Below are 18868 nucleotides of genomic sequence, written 5' to 3'. Positions count from 1 at the left end.
CTACATCCTTACAGACCGCGCACCGCGCGCTTGCGCTCGATTTCGGTCAGGTAGCGCTTGCGCAGACGAATCGACTTCGGCGTCAGTTCAACCAGTTCGTCTTCTTCGATGAACTCGACAGCTGCCTCCAGGCTGAGCTGGACGGCCGGCACCAGGCGAACCGCTTCGTCGGTACCGGAGGCACGAACGTTGGTCAGTTGCTTGCCCTTGATCGGGTTGACCACGAGGTCGTTTTCACGGCTGTGAATACCGATGATCATGCCTTCGTACAGCTTGTCGCCAGGCACCACGAACATGCGGCCGCGATCCTGCAGCTTCCACAGCGCGTATGCGACGGCTTCGCCGTTGTCCTGGGAGATCAGCACGCCGTTGCGACGCTCGGCAACCGTACCGTCCTTGACCGGGGCGTATTCGTCGAAAACGTGGCTCATCAGGCCGTTGCCGCGGGTCAGGTTCATGAATTCGCCCTGGAAACCGATCAGGCCACGGGCCGGGATGCGGTATTCGATACGGACGCGACCGCGACCGTCCGGCACCATATCCTGCAGGTCGCCGCGGCGCATGCCGAGGCTTTCCATGACGCCGCCCTGGGTGTCTTCTTCGACGTCAACCGTCAGCAGTTCATACGGCTCGCACTCGACGCCGTTGATCGTCTTCTTGACGACGCGCGGACGACCGACGGCCAGTTCATAGCCTTCGCGACGCATGTTTTCGAGCAGGATGCCGAGGTGCAGTTCGCCACGGCCAGCCACGTCGAACACATCGCCGTTACCGGTGTCATGAACGCGCAGTGCCATGTTGGTCAGCAGTTCTTTGTGCAGGCGATCACGGATCTGGCGGCTGGTAACGAACTTGCCTTCGGTACCGGCCAGCGGGCTGGTATTGACCATGAATTGCATGGACAGCGTCGGCTCGTCGATCTTGAGCAGCGGCAGGGATTCCGGCTGCTCCGGATCGGTCACGGTACAGCCAAGAACCAGGTCTTCAATACCGGTGATCTGGACGATGTCGCCAGCGTGGCCTTCTTCGAGCTCGATCTTGTTCAGGCCCTTGTAGCCGAAAACCTGGCCAATCTTGGCCTTGATCGGGGTGCGCTCGTGTTCGGCCGCTTCTTCTTCGGTACCGAACATGACCAGCACGTTCTGACCGGTCTTGACCTTGCCACGATTGATCTTGCCGACGCCGATTCGACCGACGTAGGACGAATAATCAAGGGCGGTAATCTGTAGTTGCAGCGGGGCTTCGATATCGGTATCCGGAGCCGGCACGTGACGCAGAATCGTGTCGAACAGCGGAATCATGTTTTCGCGCGGCTGATCCAGTTCCATGGCCGCCCAGCCATTGAGGCCGGAAGCATAAACGATCGGGAAATCGAGTTGTTCGTCGGTCGCGCCGAGCTTGTCGAACAGGTCGAAGGTCAGATTGACGGCTTGGTCAGGATCGGCGCCATCGCGGTCGACCTTGTTGACCAGCACGATCGGGCGCAGGCCGAGGGCCAGTGCCTTCTTGGTAACGAAACGGGTTTGCGGCATCGGGCCTTCGGCCGCATCGACCAGCAGGACCACGCCATCGACCATGCCCAGCACGCGCTCGACTTCACCACCGAAGTCCGCGTGTCCCGGCGTATCGACGATGTTGATGTGAACGCCCTGGTATTCAACCGCGGTGTTCTTGGAAAGAATCGTGATGCCACGTTCTTTTTCCAGGTCATTGGAGTCCATGACGCACTCGACCAGTTGCTGGTGAGCGGCGAAGGTGCCGGACTGGCGGAGCAGTTGGTCGACCAGGGTGGTTTTACCGTGGTCAACGTGCGCGATGATGGCGATGTTGCGGATCGGACGAGCGGACATGGGAAGGCCTGAAAAATCAAAGGCGTGATTCTATCACCGATGGTGCGCCGCAACATCCCCGGCCGAGTTTTTATCCTTCTTTATTGCGCATAAAGTCAGCAGTGTTGAAGAAATTGGTCAGCAACACCTTGCGAACATCTTCGCTCAGACCGACATCTTCCATCGCCAGCACCATGCAGGCGACCCACTGATCACGCTCCTTGGTGCCGATGGCAAAGGGCATGTGACGGGCGCGCAGCTTCGGATGGCCGAATTTCTCGACGAAAAGATCCGGACCGCCGAACCAGCCGGAAAGGAACATGAAGAGTTTGTCCCGGGAACCCGAAAGATCGGCCGGATGCATGGCCCGCAGTTCCGCAAAATGGGATGTCGTGTCCATCAATTCGTAAAACCGCGCGGTCAGCTTGGCAACGGTGGCTTCGCCACCGATTTTTTCGTAGGTCGTGGGCGTCTTGGCCTGGTCGGTCATGAATCAACTCTTAGGGAATCGTGGGAAATCCGGCAAGTGTAACGGAGGCGACGACGATTGCCGATAGCATGCCAGCTCCTCAGGAGGAGACGATTGCGCTTTCGGCATGCAGGATGCCGCCCCGTCCATTTTCCGACTTGCTGCGGTACATGGCCTTGTCGACCGAGGCGATGACAGACTCCAGATCGCGGCCATGCTCCGGATAGTTGCCGACACCAATCGAAACATTGAAGTCGATGGCGTTTTGTCTGGCCCAGTCATTGATTTCCTGCCGCACGCGCTGAGCAACGATTTCACCACCCTCACGCGAGGTTCTGGGCAGCACGAGCAGGAACTCATCACCGCCATAGCGCGCCACCAGATCGATATCGCGAACGTTGTCAAGGATGCGCTCAGCCACGGCAACCAGGACTTTGTCGCCTACATGATGGCCGTGCGTATCGTTCACGCTCTTGAAACCATCCAGATCGGCAAACAGCACAACAATTTTGCCGCCATGCGCCGCTGGCGACTGGAAAAGCTGGGCAGCCCGCTCAATCAGCGCCCGCCGGTTGAGCATGCCGGTCAGCGCATCGACATTTCTCTCGTGCGACAGCTTCTGGCGAGCCCGTTCTATCTTGGCTGTCAGCGAATACGAATAGAGAACGACGATGGCAAAAAACACCAGGAAAAAGATGGCGCTGACTGAGAAAATGGCGAGGTAGTCGGGCAAACGCAGCCAGACAATCAGAATCGAGGCCCCCAGGCTGCCGATCACGGCTTCGCCGAAAAGCCGGAGGCCATAACGCATTCCGTTGCCGAGAATGACCATCAGAAAAACGAGAAAGCCGGGGGAACTGAGCGTGGCGTCGGCCAAAGCAGCGAAAGCAGCCGCGCCGATATCCACCCACATGGTCAGTCGCTGCCGCCACGGAGCGTGCGGCACACGCGTCGCATGCCACATGAAAAACAGGATCTCTAGGCCATAAACCGTCATCACCAGATTGACGATGGGCAGACTTGCCCAAGGCCGAACCTGGGCATCGCCACCAAAATTGAAATACATCAGGGCCAGTACGCAGAACAACAGGCGCGTCCAGTACTGCCCTCTCTGGTCTTCCCATGACAGCCGATGTGGCGCCCCATCAAGCAAGTGGAGATCAAGATGCCGGGCGAAACCGGGCCGTCGATCGGTCACCCGTCGACCGTGGCACCCGCCCCGCTCGTGGTCTCGTCCTCTGTACATGTCTGCTCCGGCCATCCTATCTTGATGCCGCCCAAGCTGTCTGCTCCCGGTCTTATGACAACAAGAACGGGCGAATAGCTTTCAAAGCTACAGAAAATGCGGCGTTTTTTTAGAGTATCACCACTTCCCGCAGCCCCGTCAAACTCACAATGGATACTTATTTGTTCTTGGAACGCTGTTGCCGCTGCACGCCGGAGCGAGGCACCGGCGTACTCCGCCGAATATTTCCGGTGGATACGGCCGAGGTGCCGCCCGTACCGGCCGGTTGCCAGGCTGGAATGAGTTGTTTTTTGCCATTGCCAATCAGATCGGCGCGCCCCATTTCCTTGAGGGCTTCGCGCAACAACGGCCAGTTGGCCGGGTCGTGGTAGCGCAGAAAGGCTTTGTGCAACTTACGCTGGCGACCATTGCGCACGGTGTTCACATGCTCGCTACTACGCGTGACTTTGCGCAGCGGGTTACGTTCGCTGTGATACATCGTCGTCGCCATCGCCATTGGCGTCGGAATGAAGGTCTGCACCTGATCGAGGCGGAAGTTGTTCTTTTTGAGCCACAGCGCCAGGTTGAGCATGTCCTCATCTTCCGTTCCTGGGTGGGCGGCGATGAAGTACGGGATCAGGTACTGCTCCTTGCCGGCCTCGCGCGAGAAACGGTCGAACAGCTGCTTGAAGCGGTCGTAGGAACCGATACCCGGCTTCATCATCTTGGATAGCGGGCGTTCTTCGGTGTGTTCCGGAGCAATTTTCAGGTAGCCGCCAACGTGATGGGTGACCAGTTCCTTGATGTATTCCGGTGAGCGCACGGCGAGGTCGTAGCGCAGGCCGGAACCAATCAGCACTTTTTTGACGCCTTTCAGCGAACGCGCCTTGCGATACAGCGAAATCAGCTTGCTGTGATCGGTGTTCATGTTCTCGCAGATGTCCGGATAGACGCAGGACAGCCGACGGCAAGCCGACTCGATCTTCTCGTCCTTGCACTTGAGGTGGAACATGTTGGCGGTCGGCCCGCCGAGGTCGGAGACGATGCCGGTGAAGCCCGGTGTCTTGTCGCGCATTTCCTCGATTTCGCGGATCACCGAGTCTTCGGAACGACTCTGGATGATGCGCCCTTCGTGCTCGGTGATCGAGCAGAAGGTACAGCCGCCGAAACAGCCGCGCATGATGTTGACCGAGAAACGGATCATTTCCCAAGCCGGAATTTTGGCCTCACCGTAGCTCGGGTGCGGACGACGGGCGTAGGGCAACTCGTAAACCTGATCAAGCTCTTCGGTAGTCAGCGGGATCGGTGGCGGATTGAGCCAGACATCGCGTTCGCCGTGGCCCTGCACCAGCGCCCGGGCGTTGCCGGGGTTGGATTCGAGGTGAAAGGTACGCGAGGCGTGGGCGTAGAGCACCGGATCGTCCTTGACCTGCTCGTAGGACGGCAGGCGGATGGCGGTATGGGCGCGCCGGTCCTGGCGGGCCGCCAGCCGCTCGGTGCGCGAGACGATGCGGATTGGCTGGCCGACGTTTTGCGAGCCCGCTTGTGCGTCCATTCCCACGGTCGACCGGATATTTTGGCCATTTTTGGAATCGCCTTCCATGGCGTACGGGTCGGTGTGCTTGACCAGCGGCCCCGGTGTATCGACCGAGGACGAATCGACAGCTTCCCACTCCCCGGACGGCAACCAGCCGCGCGGCACCATGAAAGCCGTGCCGCGCAGATCGCGGATTTCACCGATTTTCTCGCCCTTGGCCAGACGATGGGCCAGTTCGACGATCGCCCGCTCGGCATTGCCAAAGACGAGCATGTCGGCCTTGGAGTCGGGCAGCACCGAACGGCGGACCTTGTCTGACCAGTAATCGTAATGTGCAATACGGCGCAGGCTGGCCTCGATCGAACCGACCACCACGTTGCAGCCAGGGAAAGCCTCGCGGCAACGCTGGGCATAGACCGTCACGGCATGATCCGGGCGCTTGTTCGGCTCGCCGTTCGGCGTGTAAGCATCATCGGAGCGAATCTTGCGGTCGGCCGTGTAGCGATTGACCATCGAGTCCATGTTGCCGGCCGTGACGCCGAAGAAAAGGTTCGGTTTTCCCAGTTTTTTGAAGTCGACCGCAGAATTCCAGTCCGGCTGGCAAATGATGCCGACGCGAAAACCCTGCGCTTCGAGCAAACGCCCGATCAAGGCCATGCCGAAGCTCGGATGGTCGATGTAGGCATCGCCGGTGACGAGAATGATGTCGCACGAATCCCAGCCCAAAGACTCCATCTCGGCGCGCGACATGGGCAGGAAGGGGGCAGGCCCGAAACGATGTGCCCAGAATTTGCGGTAAGCGAAGAGCGGGCGGGTGTTTTGCTGATTTGAATCCATGCAATATTTTACCTGAGAGCGCCTAGGGGCATGGCATACTTGCCCTTTGTCCAAGAGCCCAACCCCTACGCGATGATGAATCTTCCCACCCGCGAACAGGCCGGTGTCCTGATCGTTTCCGTCAGCGGACGCATAGACCACACAGCGAGCGAAGAGTTCACAAAAGCGCTCGATCCCCTGCTCGATCGTTGTGCCCAGGGCCATCCTTCCGTCCTCCTCGACTTTTCCGGGGTCGACTACATCAGCAGCGCCGGCCTGCGCGTCCTCATGATGGCCTCGCGTCGCGCCAAGGCGCAAAAAGGCGTCTTCGCCATCGCCGCACTGCAGCCTCTGGTTCAGGAAGTCTTTGCCATCAGCCGCTTCAATCTGATCGTGCCGTGCTATGTGAACGTCGAAACCGCCTGCAAGGTACTCGGCTCATGAATCAGGTCGTATTTTGGGGAACCCGCGGTTCGCTGCCGGTTTCGCTCTCGCACCGCGATATCCGGGAAAAAATCGTCGCCGCCCTGACCGCCGCCAACGGCAAGACCTTCAAGACCCGCACGGCCCTCGACGAATTCGTCGACAAGCTGCCCTTTTCCGTGGCCGGCACCTTTGGCGGCAATTCGTCGTGCGTCGAGATCGTTGGCGACAGCAACGATCATTTCATCTGCGACATGGGCAGCGGCGCCCGGCCGCTCGGTCAGGCAAAGATCGCCCGCTTCGGCGTGCCCAATCCGCAGACCTACCACATCTTCATTTCCCATCTGCACTGGGATCACCTCATGGGCTTCCCGTATTTCACGCCCATGTACATCCCGGGCAACCGCATCGTCGTCCATGGTTGCCACCCCGATCTCGAGCAGGCCGTCCGCCTGCAGATGCAGTCGCCCAACTTCCCCGTCGATTACTCGATGGCCGGCGCCAAGATCGAATTCGACGTCATGACGCCGGATCAGCCGCGTTATATCTCGGGCATCAACGTGACGCCCAAGCGCCAGATGCACGCCGGCGACTCCTACGGCTATCGCTTTGAAAGCCTGGATAAAACGGTCGTCTATTCGACCGACTCCGAGCACAAGCTGGAAAACCCCGACGAACACGCTGAATTCAGCCAGTTCTTCCGCAAGGCCGACCTCGTCATCTTCGATGCCATGTACTCGCTGGCCGAGGCCGTATCGGTCAAGGCCGACTGGGGGCATTCGAGCAACATCGTTGGCGTCGAGCTCTGCCAGGCGGCGGCCGTCAAGCGGCTGGCGCTGTTTCACCACGAACCGGTCCATGACGACAAGCAGCTCTCCCGTCTGGTCGCCGAAACGCGGCGGCTCGAGCAGATCACCCGGGGCAGCCGGGCGCCGCTCGAGATCATTTCCGCCTACGACGGCCTGACTATCGACCTGTGAGGCATCCGGCCGGACTGCTCCTCGCGGCGATCCAGGCCGGACGTGGTCGGGCCCTTCCCCTGCTGTTGCTCACGGTTGGCGCACTGGTTCTGAACGGTATTGACCGTACACCGCTACTCAACGTCCGCGAAGCCTTGTTCGACCAGTATCAGCGCCAGATGCCACGAGCGCGAGTCAACGAGCCGGTCATCGTCGTCGGCATCGACAGTCAAAGCCTGGTAAAACACGGCCAGTGGCCGTGGTCACGCGATCTGGTGGCCCAACTGGTGCGCAAAGTTCACGCCGGCAAGCCGCTGGCGCTGGGCATCGACATCGTTTTTGCCGAGCGCGACCGATATAGCCCCGAAATCCTGTCGGCCCGATTCCCCGACCTGTCGCCGGATGCGCTGGCCGCACTGCCCGATCCCGACCGGGAACTGGCCAGCGCCTTGAGCGGCCATCCGACCGCCCTCGCCGTCGTCGGCCTGAGCAAGGCCCTGCCCGGCTCGACACAACCGGCCCGCCCGTTGCCGGAGTTCAACCCGGGCGCCGGTCTCGAACAGCATCTGCCTCAATACGCCGGGGCGCTGGCCAGCCGCCCGCTCATCGAAAAGTCGGCTGCCGGCGAAGGCCTGATCAATGCCAGCCCGGGCCTGCTGCAAGCGAACAGCGAGCGCGGCGTACTGCGCCAGGTGCCGACCGTCGGCAGCATCAACCAGCTGCCCTTCCTTTCGCTGCCGCTCGAAATGGTCCGTCTGGCGCTTGGTGGCGGCGCCGTTGTTCCCGAAAGCGGGCCACAGGGCATGACGGCGATCCGCATCGGCGACTATCGGCTACCCACCCAGGCCAATGGCGAAGTACTGCTCCATTTCGGGCGCGCCAGCTCCAACTACTACCTGTCGGCCGCCGATGTGCTGGCCGGCGTGCATCCCCCGCACATTTTCGACGACCGTTTCGTCATCATCGGTTTCAACAGCACCGGGCTGCAGGACCGCATCATCACGCCGCTCGGCGAAAGTCTGCCCGGCATCGATATCCACGCCCAGGTCATCGAAAGCCTGCTCAGCGGCCAGGCCTTGCAGCGCCCGGTCTGGATGTCGCATCTGGAAACAGCCACGCTACTGCTTGGCGGCCTGCTGCTCATCGCGACGATTCCGGTGCTCCGGCCACGCTACGCCGTGACCAGCTTTACCGCCCTGGGCCTGCTGCTGATCGCCAGCGGCTACCTTGCCTTTTTCGGCGGACGCTGGTTGTTCGATGGCGTCTCGCAAGTGCTGCTGCTCGCCCCGGTGTTCATCCTGCTGCTTGGCAATACACTGGTTGTCGCCGACGGCCGGCGGCGCGATGCCGAATTGCAACTGCAACGCAGCCGCGAAGAGTCAGCTCGGGTAGCCGGCGAACTCGATGCCGCCCGGCGCATCCAGATGGGGCTGTTGCCGGACCCGGCGACGGTCTTCGCCGCTGAGCGACGATTTTCCATCGCCGCCCTCCTTGAACCAGCCGCGGCCGTGGGTGGCGATTATTACGACTGTTTCATGCTCGACGACCAACGGCTCTGCGTGGCAATCGGCGACGTTTCCGGCAAGGGTGTGCCGGCGAGTTTGTTCATGGCCATCTCGAAAACGCTGACCGGTGTCCTGACGCGGCGCCAGGCCGACCTTGGCCTGGCAGTGCGCGAACTGGAATGTGAGCTGAATCGCGAAAATGCCGAGTATCTGTTCGTCACAGCCTTTATCGCCGTGCTCGATCTGGCGTCAGGCGACATGGAATACGTTTGCGCCGGCCACGACGCGCCCATCCTGCAGCGCGCCGGCCAGCTGTCGCGGGTCGATACCTCCGTCATCGCCGGCCCGCCACTTTGTGCCGCTGGCGACTTCCCCTACCTTGCCGGTCGCATGCAATTGCTGCCGGGCGACCGGATTTGCCTGTTCACCGATGGCGTTACCGAGGCCAGTAATGGCCTGGAGATGTTTGGCCTGGGGCGTTTGCTGTCGGCCATCGAGGATTGCGCCGAGGCCGAACTGGGAATCACCGCGACGACGCTACGCGATGCCGTGCGCCGTTTCGAAGCCGGTCAGCCACCAGCAGACGATCTGACCTTGCTGCTCATGCAGTGGCACGGTCCGGCGGCTAGCGAACGCTGATTTCAACACGCCGGTTTTTCGGCTCGTCGACTTCGTCGTCGGTCGGCACCAGCGGGTCGCGTTCACCGCGACCGACCGCTTCCAGCTTGTCGGCAGCAACGCCAGATTCAATCAGCAAGTCACGAAGACCTTCGGCCCTGGTTTTCGACAAACGGTCGTTGCCGTCGACGCTGCCCACGCGGTCGGTATGGCCGATGACCATGACTTCGGAGGCCGGACGCTCGGCGATTTCCTTGCGGATATTGGCCAGCGCCGCCTGCGACTCTGCCGTCAAAACATTGCCGCCGGCTTCGAAATACAGCACGTAGCTATTCGGCCGTGGCGGCTGTGCCCCAAGCGCCTGCCCGAAGCGCTCCGTGACCTCTTCTGCTGACGACTGGTAGATGCTGTTGGCCCCCACGCTCCGCCTGACCGCCGCATAGGGTTTGTCGAGCACGATCTCGCCGCTGGTGTCGCGGACGACGATGGCGCTGGCCCGGCCATCGGCGGAGGGCATCAGGACGACGCGTTCGCTGACACAACCGGCCAAGGTCAACAGCGCGACCAATATCAGGGAAACAGTCGGCTTATTCATCGCGATCACCTTCGACTTCAATGACGAACTCGGTACCGCGCACGCCGAGAACCGAAGTCGGCGTATGGAAATCGACCGATTCCGGCGTCCGTTTGGCGATCTTGCCCGAGGCCACGGAGAGCGTTCCCTTGCGGATGCGAATCGACATGTTGCCGTCCTGGGTCGCGTTGTCGAAAGCGAATTTGTCGATGACGATCAGTGAGTTCGGCCCTGCCGAGAGCAGTGTGTTGTCGCGCAGCGTGACCCCAACCGAACCATCGGCGCCGGTCCGCACGCGGTCAGCGACTTCAATCGTGGCACCAACGGCGGCCGGCAATTTCTTGCCACTCCGTTCGATGCTGACCTGCCCCTTGGCAACCTTGACCATGCCGGCCGGGTCGGCAGCCTGGGCGGGCGAGCCGGACAACAGGGCGAGCAGCGCACAAAGCGCAGCCCAATGTGCTTTAATCATGGCGAAAACCTTGATGATTCGATGACTGCACATTTTACGGACATTTCCGTCAGCGCGCGCTATGACGAGCTTCCCGGGCTGATTGCCCGCATCGCTGAACAGGCGGCCGGGCTGGGCCTTGCCGCCGACGATTCGCTGCGCCTGCAACTGGTTGTCGAAGAGCTATTTACCAACACGATCGCCCATGGCCATCAAGGCGACAGCGAGCACCGGGTTAGCCTCGCCCTGGGCCGTAACGATGGCATCCTGACCCTGCGCTACGAAGACGATGCGCCGCCTTTTGACCATTCCAAATTTGGGCAAAATTTCCGGTTGACCGTGGAAGTCGGCGGCCAAGGTCTTGGCCTGATCCACGGCATGAGCAAAGCCATCCGCTACCAGCGGTCGGGGCAGCGCAACATCACCGAAATCGAGTTCTAGGCGCCGTTGCGCAATGCCAGCAAGGGCGGCGTGGCGATCAACTGGCGAATCGCCAGCCAGCCAATGACTACCGCCAGCAAGCCACCGCCGACGGTCGATAGCGCCGGCAACCAGAGACCGAACGACAAATCGAGCTGAAACGCCTGCTGGCCAACAATGCGCCCGAGCAACATGGCGCCGATCGCCGCCATCAGCCCGGCGACGCTGCCAATGACGCCCAGTTCAACGAGCATGGCCTGGCGCAGTTGCGCCCGTTGGGCACCGAGCGAGCGCATCACGGCCAGTTCATAGCGCCGCTCGTCGAAACTGGTCAGCAAGGCCGAATACAGAACAATGCCGCCGGCCAGCAAGGCAAAGACGAAAACGAACTGCACAGCGCCGGCCACCTGGCCGATGACCGCCTGCAACTGGTGCAGGATGGCGCCAACATCGATCATCGTCAGCCCGGGAAAACGCCGGACCAAATCAGACGCGGCATCGGCCCGTTCGGCCGGCAGATGGAAACTGGTGATGTAACTGGCCGGCGCGTCTTCAATAACGCCGGGCGGGGTCAGCACGAAGAAATTGACGCGCATCGAATCCCAGGACAGCTTGCGCAGATTGCTCGTTTTGACGCGTTTTTCTACGCCAGCAACCATGAACACCAGTTCATCACCGAGCTGGATGCCCAGCGTCTTGGCTAGCCCTTCCTCGACCGAGGCCAGCCCCTGCCCGGCATCCTCCGGCGCGAACCAGCGACCGGCCGTGACCCGGTTGCCGGCGGGCAGATCGCCACGCCACGACAGGTTGAATTCGCGTTCGATCAGACGCTGGGCACGTTCGTCTTCAGGAAAGCTCGCCGGGCTGACTTCCCTGCCGGCAATCCTGACCAGGCGGGCGCGAATCATCGGCAACAACTCAGCCTCGACGCCGCTGGCGCGCAGCATGTCAGCCACCGGCTGGCGCTGATCGGGCTGGATATTGATGACGAAACGGTTGGGGGCGTCGACGGGCACGGATTGTTGCCAGGCATCGAGCAATTCAGCGCGAATCACCGTCAGCAGGAGCATGGCCATCAAACCGATGGCCAGCGCGACGATCTGCACGGCGCTCGACGACGCGTGACGGGTCAGGCTGGCCAGTCCCTGCCGCCAGCCGAAGCCGGCCCCGCCCCGCAGGCGGGCGATAGCGGCAATGATCAGCCGGGCAATGACCCAGAAGCTGCCGAGGGCGACGACGAAGCCGCCGACGGCATAGGCGCCGAGCCGGATATCGCCAGCCACCCAGATGATCAGGCCAGCGAGCAGGGCCAGCCCAAGGGCGTAGCCGCTAAGCGATGAAGCCTGCGGCGGCCCGAGTTCGCGGCGCATGACACGCAGGGTCGGCACGCTGGCCAGTTGCATGAGCGGCGGGAAAGCGAAGCCGAAGAGCAAGACGCCAGCAACGCCGAGCCCACCGACCAGCGGCAACCAGCCCGGCACCGGCAATTCGAGCACGAGCAAGGCGGACAGCCAGTGGATCAGCACGAAATGGGCGGCATAGCCGACGATGCTGCCGACGACGGCAGCGAGCAAGGCCAGCCACAGGAACAGCCAGCCATGCAGGCGAAGCAGGCCGCCCTGCGTCATGCCCAGGCAGCGCATGACGGCGCAGGCATCGAGATGGCGCTGCATGTAACGGCGCGCCGCCATGGCCGCAGCAACAGCGGCCAGTACCACGGTCAACACGGTGGAAAGGCCCAAAAACCGCTCGGCCCTGTCCAGCGCGCCGCGGATTTCCGGCCGGGCATTGCGCGTGTCTTCAAGTCGTTCGCCTCGGTCCAGACGTCGCGTCAGCCAGGTTTGATAGCCAGCAACCGCTTTCGCCTCACCGGCCGCCAGCAAGCTGTAGCGAATGCGCGCGCCGGGCTGGATCAGGCCGGTGGCCGGAATATCGTCGACGTGCATCATGAGCCGTGGTGCCAGGCTGAAAAAATTGACGCCCCGATCCGGCTCGCGGGTCAGGATAGCGGCGACCTGCAGTGTTTGTGCGCCGACAGTTACCGATCCACCCGGCGCAACCTGCAGCGCCGCCGAGAGTCGTTCGTCGAGCCAGACCGAGCCCGTTGCCGGGCCACCTTCGGCGGGTGCGCCGGGCTGGTCTTCATCTGCACTTATTTCCACCCGGCCACGCAGAGGGTAGCCCGGGCTGACCGCCTTGATATCGGCCAGTTGCGCCTGTTCGGGGCCGATGACCATGCTCGGAAAAATCAGTGTTTCGGCCAGCTTGAGCCCGCGCCGCCGGGCTTCGGCGGCATAGGCTTCCGGCAAGGCATGATCGGCGATGAGGATCAGGTCGCCACCCATCATCTGCTGCGCCTCGCGTTCCAGCGCCAGGCGGACCCGGTCGGCAAAGAAGCCGACGGCGGTGACGGCAGCGACGGCGATGGCCAGTGCCGCGAAAAGCAGGCGCAGTTCGCCGGAGCGTAATTCGCGGCCGAGGGTGCGCCAGGCGTGTCCAGCAATCACTGGGGAACCGACCAGCGGGCGCGGAACTCCGCCGGCGCGACAGCTTTTCCGTGCAGATGGCCCTGCAGTTGTTCGCAGCCGAGCGCGGCCAGAAATTCAGATTGCTCGATCGTCTCGACGCCTTCGGCGATCACCTCGAAATCGAGGCTGCGCGCCAGCTCCATGACCGTCCGGATGATCGCCTCGTCACCCGAGTTCTTGCCGATGCCGTCGATGAAGGACTTGTCGATCTTGAGTTGCTGTACCGGCAGCATTTTCAGATAGCTCAGCGACGAATAGCCCGTCCCGAAATCGTCGAGCGACAGGCTGATGCCGAGGTCGCGCAGGCGTTCGAGCAGATCGAAGGTATCGCCGACGGCCATGACGACCGACTCGGTCAGCTCAAGCTTGAGGCTCGCCGCATCCATGCCGGTTTCGTCCAGGATAGTGCTGAGGACTTCGATGAATTCCGGGCGCTCGAGCTGCTTGGCGGACAGATTGACCGACACCTGCGGCAGGTCGAATCCGCTGGCGCGCCATTGCATGACCTGCCGGCAGGTTTCGCGCAGCACCCAGTTGCCGAGCCCGATGATCAACCCCGAATCCTCGGCCAGCGGAATGAAGCGCATCGGCATGACCAGGCCAAGTTCCGGGCTGTTCCAGCGGACCAGGGCTTCGGCACCGACCAGCCGGCCACTGCTGGTCTCGACCTGGGGCTGCAGGTGCACCGACAGTTCTCCGTTGTCGAGCGCCCGGCGCAGCAGGTTTTCCATGCGGATGCGTTCCTGCGCATCGCGCGTCATTTCCGGGGTGTAAAAGTGGAAATTGCCGCGCCCCAGCGCCTTGGCGCGATACATCGCCGTATCGGCATTGCGCATGAGATCGAGCACGCTGTTGCCGTCGCCGGGAGCAAGACAGATACCGACCGATGCACTCAGGAATAGCTCGTGGTCGTCCAGTTTGAACGGGAACTCGAAGGCGCCGATGATCTCGCCGGCGAGGATTTCGACGTCGCCTTCGCTGCGCACGCCTTCCATGAGGCAGATGAACTCGTCGCCGCCAAGCCGGGCCAGCATGTCGATCAACCGGACATGCTCGGACAGTCGCGCCGCGACCGCGATCAGTAGTTCGTCGCCGACGCCGTGGCCGAGCGAATCATTGACCTGCTTGAACTGGTCGAGGTCAATGAAGAGCACTGCCAGCCGCTCGTTGCGCCGGGCCGATTCGCGCAGGCTTTCTTCGAGCCGTTCGATGAAGCTGCGGCGGTTGGAGAGTCCGGTCAACGGATCGTGGTAGGCGAGATAGTTGAGTTTGCTCTGCGCCTGCCGGCGCTCGACGATTTCGCCTTCGAGCTGGGTATTGGTTCGTTTGAGTTCGTCAGTGCGCGCAGCGACCTGGATTTCCAGCGTATCGCGGGCGGCCGCGATACGCCCTTCCTGATCCTCCAGAATGCCCTGGGCGCGGCGGACGACGAGAAACTGCATGAGGTAGAGCGCGGCAAAGACGAGCGCCACGCCGCCGGTAACCAGCCACATGTTGCGATGCAACTGGGCAACATAGGGCGTGACGTTCTGGTTCAGCTCGAAAACGCCCTCAATCGAATTGTCCTTGGCGCGGATGGGGATGTAGCTGGCCAGAATATCGACCTCGGCCAGCGTCCCTTCAAAACTGTCGATGCTGTCCCGATGGGTCAGGTTGCTGGTAATCGTCCCGCTGATTGCCGAGCGAAAACCGGGATTGCTCAGGCGGCTCTCGCCGATTTGCCCGGCGTCGCTTGAAAAAACCGTGTTGCCGAGGCGGTTGTAGATCTTGATCTTGACGATGGCGGTATCGTGCATCAGGCCGAGAACGCTGACTTGGAGCCGACGGGCCTCGTCCGACTGGCGGAGAAATTCAAGCTCCCGGCCGACCGAATCGCTCATCAGCGTATCGAGCGAATTACGCAGGGCGTTCTGGAAAACCTGCGCCATGGCCAGATTGCGTCCTTCGGCCAGATCCTGCATTTGCTGCAGCGACAGCTTCTGGTAAAGCGGCCCGAGAACCCCGGCCGCCAGCACGATAAGAATGAAACTGACCGTCGAAAAGTAGCGCGAAAGATTGAACATGGTGGCCGAATGAATTATCCGGCCAGCTTATTCCAACTCGCGGATCCGCGCCACCGCCTCCTCGACGCGTTTGACAGCGATGACTTCCATGCCGGCAATCGCCTGTTTGGGCCGGTTCGCCTCAGGAATCAGGGCGCGCGTGAAACCGAGCTTGGCGGCTTCCTTCAAACGCTCCTGGCCGCGCGGTGCCGGGCGAATCTCACCGGCCAGACCAACTTCACCAAATACAATAAGTTTCGACGGCAATGGTTTGTTTTTTAACGATGATGTAATCGACAACAAGACTGCCAAATCGGCCGCAGGCTCGGTAATCTTGACGCCGCCGACGGCATTGACGAAAACATCCTGATCGAAGCAGACGATACCGGCATGACGATGCAAAACCGCCAGCAACATGGCCAGGCGTTGCGGATCCAGGCCGACCGTGAGCCGGCGCGGATTGCCGTGCGAGGTATCGACCAGCGCCTGGATTTCGACAAGCAGCGGCCGCGTGCCCTCCTGCGTCACCATCACACAAGAACCCGCCACGTCCTGCCCGTGCTGCGACAGGAACAGGGCTGAAGGATTGCTAACGCCTTTCAAGCCGGTTTCCGTCATGGCAAAAACGCCGATTTCATTGACCGCGCCAAAGCGGTTCTTGACGGCGCGCACGAGGCGGAAGCTCGAGTGCGTGTCGCCCTCGAAATAGAGCACGGTGTCCACGATGTGTTCGAGCACGCGCGGCCCGGCCAGGGCGCCCTCCTTTGTCACGTGACCGACCAGAATCACCGTGATGCCGGCCTGCTTGGCCAGCCGGGTCAGTTGTGCGGCGCATTCGCGCACCTGGGCGACTGAGCCGGGGGCGCTGGAAAGCTGGTCGGACCATAGCGTCTGGATCGAATCGATGACCGCAACGACCGGCTTTTCTGCCTGCAGCGTGGCGAGGATGCGTTCGAGGTTGATCTCGGCCATCAATTGCAAACGCCGGGTATCGAGGCCAAGACGGCGGGCGCGCAGGGCGACCTGTTCGCCGGATTCCTCACCGCTGACGTAGAGCACCTTGTTGTCGAGCGACAGGTGGGCCAACGCCTGCAGGAGCAAGGTGCTCTTGCCGATGCCGGGGTCGCCGCCGATCAGCACGACGGCGCCGTTGACCAGCCCGCCGCCGAGCGCCCGGTCGAATTCGCCGACACCGGTGGCGATGCGGTCGACTTCGCGCGCTTCGATTTCCGAGAGGTTCTGCAGCCGGGCGGTGGGCGCCAGCGATTCAAAGCGGCTGTTGGTCGGGGCTTTTTCAGCGACGGTTTCGACCAGCGTGTTCCAGTCGTTGCAGCCCGGGCACTGGCCTTGCCATTTCGGGCTGGTGGCGCCGCATTCAGTGCAGCTATAAATTGTTTTGATTTTGGCCATTATTTCCGGTTGACCGTAGCAGTCTCGTCCAGGCTGACCGGGACGCGGGGCGCCAGGGCGCAGAACAGTTCGTAGGCGATGGTGCCGGCGGCCGCAGCGACTTCGTCGGCCGGCACGCTGCCAGCAATGCCCTCGCCCCACAGCGTAACCGGCGCGCCGATGCCGGCTTCGGGAATATCGGTCAGGTCGCAGGCCATCATGTCCATCGAGACGCGGCCGACCGTCTGCGTGCGTTTCCCCATGACGGCAATCGGCGTGCCGCTAGTCGCGTGGCGCGGGTAGCCGTCGGCATAGCCGCAGGCAACGACACCAATGCGCATCGGTTTGTCGGCCGTGAAGGTGCCGCCGTAACCGACGCGGTCGCCGGCGACCAGATCCTGGACGCCGATGATGGCGCTCTCCAGGGTCATCACCGGCTGCAGGCCGAGCGACTCGGCGCTGATCTCGGCAAACGGGCTGGCGCCGTAAAGCATGATGCCCGGCCGCACCCAGTCGCCGTGCGTTGTCGGGTGGCGCAGGATGGCCGCCGAGTTGGCCAGGCTGACCGGACCGCGCCAGTCGCCAGCCATTCGGCGAAAGCGCTCAAGCTGTTCGCTGACGCCACGCTCGCCATCGGCTTCGGCAAAATGGGTCATCAGCGAGACGTCGACCTGCGGCAGTTGCTGGAGGATCGCCCAGGCCTTTCCCAAGGTTTCCGGCGTAAAACCAAGGCGGTTCATGCCGGTATTGAGCTTGAGGTAAAGCGCAACGGGTGCCGTAAACTGGCCGTTGCGCACGAGCAGTTCCAGTTGTTCGAGGCAATGGACAACGCAGGTCAGCCGGTGTTCGATGACGGCGCGCACATCGCGGGCGCTGAAGACGCCTTCGAGGAGCAGGATGGGCTGGGTGACGCCGGCTTCGCGCAGGGCGACAGCGTTTTCGCATTCGAGCAGGGCAAAACCGTCAGCTTCGCCGCGCAGGGCTTCGACCGCCCGCCATTGTCCGTGGCCGTAAGCGTTGGCCTTGACGACCGCCCATGCCTTGGCCTGCGGCGCATGACTTTTGGCCAGCCGGTAGTTGTGGAGAATCGCCGCCGGCGCGATGCGCGCGCGAATGGGACGCGAGGTTTTCATGAAGCCATTTCTTTCAGTTTGGAGCGGGTGAATTCAATGAAGGTGCCAGTCAGTCGGGACTGGAAGCGATCCTTCTGGAAGACGAGATAGAGGCTGCGCTTGAGCGGCGGCTTGAGCGGGATGGCGAGCAGTTCGCCGAGCTGGATTTCCTTGGCGACGACGGCCTTGGGCACGATGGCGAAGCCGAGGCCGGTCGCCACGACGCCTTTCAGCGCTTCCGGACTGCCCAGTTCCATTTGCGTCTTGAGGCTGGCCGGCGGCACCTTGTGGGCGAGAAAATAGGCGTCGGTGATTTCCCGCGTCCCCGAACCTGGTTCGCGCGAAATGTATTCGTATTCAGCCAGCGCTTTCGGCGTCACCGATGTCATGCCGGCCAGCGGGTAATCGGGCGCGCAGATGACGAGCAATTCGTCTTCGCAGCAGATCTGGCTGGTCAGGCCGCCGAGCTTGGCCGGGACTTCGATCAGCCCGACATCGAGCGTATGTTCGGCCACCCGGCTCTCGATGCTTTCCGAATTGGCAACAATCAAGCGGGCGCGCACCTGCGGATAGGCCGCGTTGAATTCGCCGAGGACGCGCGGCAGCATGAACTCGGCAATGGTCGTGCTGGCGCCGACGAGCAGCGGGCCGCGCATTTCGCCGGTCATTTCGGACAGCCGCGTCTCCATTTCATCGGACAGCGCGAGGATTCTATCGGCGTAGGAGAGCACCATCTCGCCGGCCGGCGTCAGCGAAATGCCGCCGTGCCGCCGCTCGAACAGGCGCGTGCCGTACTGTTCTTCCAGTTGCTTGATCTGGAAGGTGACGGCCGGCTGCGTCATGAACAAGGCGTCGGCCGCCCGCGTAAAGCTCAGATGTTTTGCGACGGCATGAAAGACCTGCAAGCGCCGGTCAGCCATGATTTCTCTCCTGGAGGGGTGCGGCCGATATTCAACCACATTCCGCCCTGC

General features: G+C 62.1%; 15 protein-coding genes. 4 read left to right on the top strand and 11 right to left on the bottom strand.

What is annotated here, in order from left to right; all coding sequences use genetic code 11:
* Nucleotides 1–8 precede the first annotated feature (8 nt).
* The 4 genes from typA to KI610_RS11510 form a co-directional block, all read right to left on the bottom strand.
* The gene (gene typA / locus KI610_RS11525; RefSeq protein WP_226451612.1) at nt 9–1850 is read right to left on the bottom strand and encodes a translational GTPase TypA; all 1842 of its coding nucleotides are present in this window, start codon (nt 1848–1850) and stop codon (nt 9–11) included.
* Between the two features lie 70 nt (nt 1851–1920).
* Entirely contained in the window at nt 1921–2319 is a 399-nt protein-coding gene (locus KI610_RS11520; RefSeq protein WP_226495114.1) for a group II truncated hemoglobin, read from the bottom strand.
* Between the two features lie 79 nt (nt 2320–2398).
* Nucleotides 2399–3544 (bottom strand): GGDEF domain-containing protein, encoded by a 1146-nt coding sequence (locus KI610_RS11515; RefSeq protein WP_226495113.1) that lies wholly within the window; start codon nt 3542–3544, stop codon nt 2399–2401.
* A 157-nt stretch (nt 3545–3701) separates the two neighbouring features.
* Nucleotides 3702–5810 (bottom strand): YgiQ family radical SAM protein, encoded by a 2109-nt coding sequence (locus tag KI610_RS11510; RefSeq protein WP_226498544.1) that lies wholly within the window; start codon nt 5808–5810, stop codon nt 3702–3704.
* 159 nt (nt 5811–5969) lie between these two features.
* Between KI610_RS11510 and KI610_RS11505 the strand changes: the two genes are divergently transcribed.
* The 3 genes from KI610_RS11505 to KI610_RS11495 are packed head-to-tail and all read left to right on the top strand — an operon-like array spanning nt 5970 to nt 9402.
* The gene (locus tag KI610_RS11505; RefSeq protein WP_226495112.1) at nt 5970–6320 is read left to right on the top strand and encodes an STAS domain-containing protein; all 351 of its coding nucleotides are present in this window, start codon (nt 5970–5972) and stop codon (nt 6318–6320) included.
* Nucleotides 6317–7279 carry an MBL fold metallo-hydrolase gene (locus KI610_RS11500; protein ID WP_226495111.1) on the top strand — a complete coding sequence of 321 codons (963 nt, stop codon included), beginning with the start codon at nt 6317–6319 and terminating at the stop codon, nt 7277–7279. Before KI610_RS11505 ends, KI610_RS11500 begins: the two co-directional genes overlap by 4 nt.
* Complete coding sequence (locus tag KI610_RS11495) at nt 7276–9402, top strand: CHASE2 domain-containing protein (RefSeq protein WP_226495110.1); 2127 nt, start codon at nt 7276–7278, stop codon at nt 9400–9402. The genes KI610_RS11500 and KI610_RS11495 overlap by 4 nt, the downstream gene beginning before the upstream one ends.
* Here the strand turns inward: KI610_RS11495 and KI610_RS11490 are convergent.
* A complete protein-coding gene (locus KI610_RS11490) occupies nt 9389–9976 on the bottom strand; it encodes an OmpA family protein (protein ID WP_226495109.1) in 588 nt (195 codons plus the stop codon). The genes KI610_RS11495 and KI610_RS11490 overlap by 14 nt on opposite strands.
* Nucleotides 9969–10427 (bottom strand): FecR family protein, encoded by a 459-nt coding sequence (locus tag KI610_RS11485; protein ID WP_226495108.1) that lies wholly within the window; start codon nt 10425–10427, stop codon nt 9969–9971. The genes KI610_RS11490 and KI610_RS11485 overlap by 8 nt, the downstream gene beginning before the upstream one ends.
* A 21-nt stretch (nt 10428–10448) precedes the next feature.
* On the opposite strand from KI610_RS11485, the gene KI610_RS11480 reads away from it, so the two are divergent.
* Complete coding sequence (locus KI610_RS11480; RefSeq protein WP_226495107.1) at nt 10449–10847, top strand: ATP-binding protein; 399 nt, start codon at nt 10449–10451, stop codon at nt 10845–10847.
* Here KI610_RS11480 and KI610_RS11475 read toward each other — a convergent pair.
* From KI610_RS11475 to KI610_RS11455, 5 genes are read right to left on the bottom strand one after another with little or no spacing between them, the layout of a single operon-like run.
* Nucleotides 10844–13333 (bottom strand): ABC transporter permease, encoded by a 2490-nt coding sequence (locus tag KI610_RS11475; RefSeq protein WP_226495106.1) that lies wholly within the window; start codon nt 13331–13333, stop codon nt 10844–10846. The two genes, KI610_RS11480 and KI610_RS11475, sit on opposite strands and share 4 nt — an antisense overlap.
* On the bottom strand, nt 13330–15417 hold the full coding sequence (locus tag KI610_RS11470) for a putative bifunctional diguanylate cyclase/phosphodiesterase (RefSeq protein WP_226495105.1): 2088 nt from the start codon (nt 15415–15417) through the stop codon (nt 13330–13332). The genes KI610_RS11475 and KI610_RS11470 overlap by 4 nt, the downstream gene beginning before the upstream one ends.
* 27 nt (nt 15418–15444) lie before the next feature.
* Nucleotides 15445–16806: a DNA repair protein RadA gene (gene radA / locus KI610_RS11465; protein ID WP_226495104.1), complete on the bottom strand. Its 1362-nt coding sequence runs from the start codon at nt 16804–16806 to the stop codon at nt 15445–15447.
* Nucleotides 16806–17918 (bottom strand): alanine racemase, encoded by a 1113-nt coding sequence (gene alr, locus KI610_RS11460; RefSeq protein WP_226495103.1) that lies wholly within the window; start codon nt 17916–17918, stop codon nt 16806–16808. The genes radA and alr overlap by 1 nt, the downstream gene beginning before the upstream one ends.
* Nucleotides 17915–18817, bottom strand: coding sequence for a LysR family transcriptional regulator (locus tag KI610_RS11455; RefSeq protein ID WP_226495102.1), 903 nt, complete (start codon nt 18815–18817; stop codon nt 17915–17917). The genes alr and KI610_RS11455 overlap by 4 nt, the downstream gene beginning before the upstream one ends.
* Between the last annotated feature and the right edge of the window lie 51 nt (nt 18818–18868).

The organism is Ferribacterium limneticum, assembly GCF_020510565.1.
Taxonomy (GTDB): domain Bacteria; phylum Pseudomonadota; class Gammaproteobacteria; order Burkholderiales; family Rhodocyclaceae; genus Azonexus; species Azonexus limneticus_B.
Note: the sequence above shows the minus strand (reverse complement) of the source record. Positions and strands in the feature narration are given on the sequence as shown.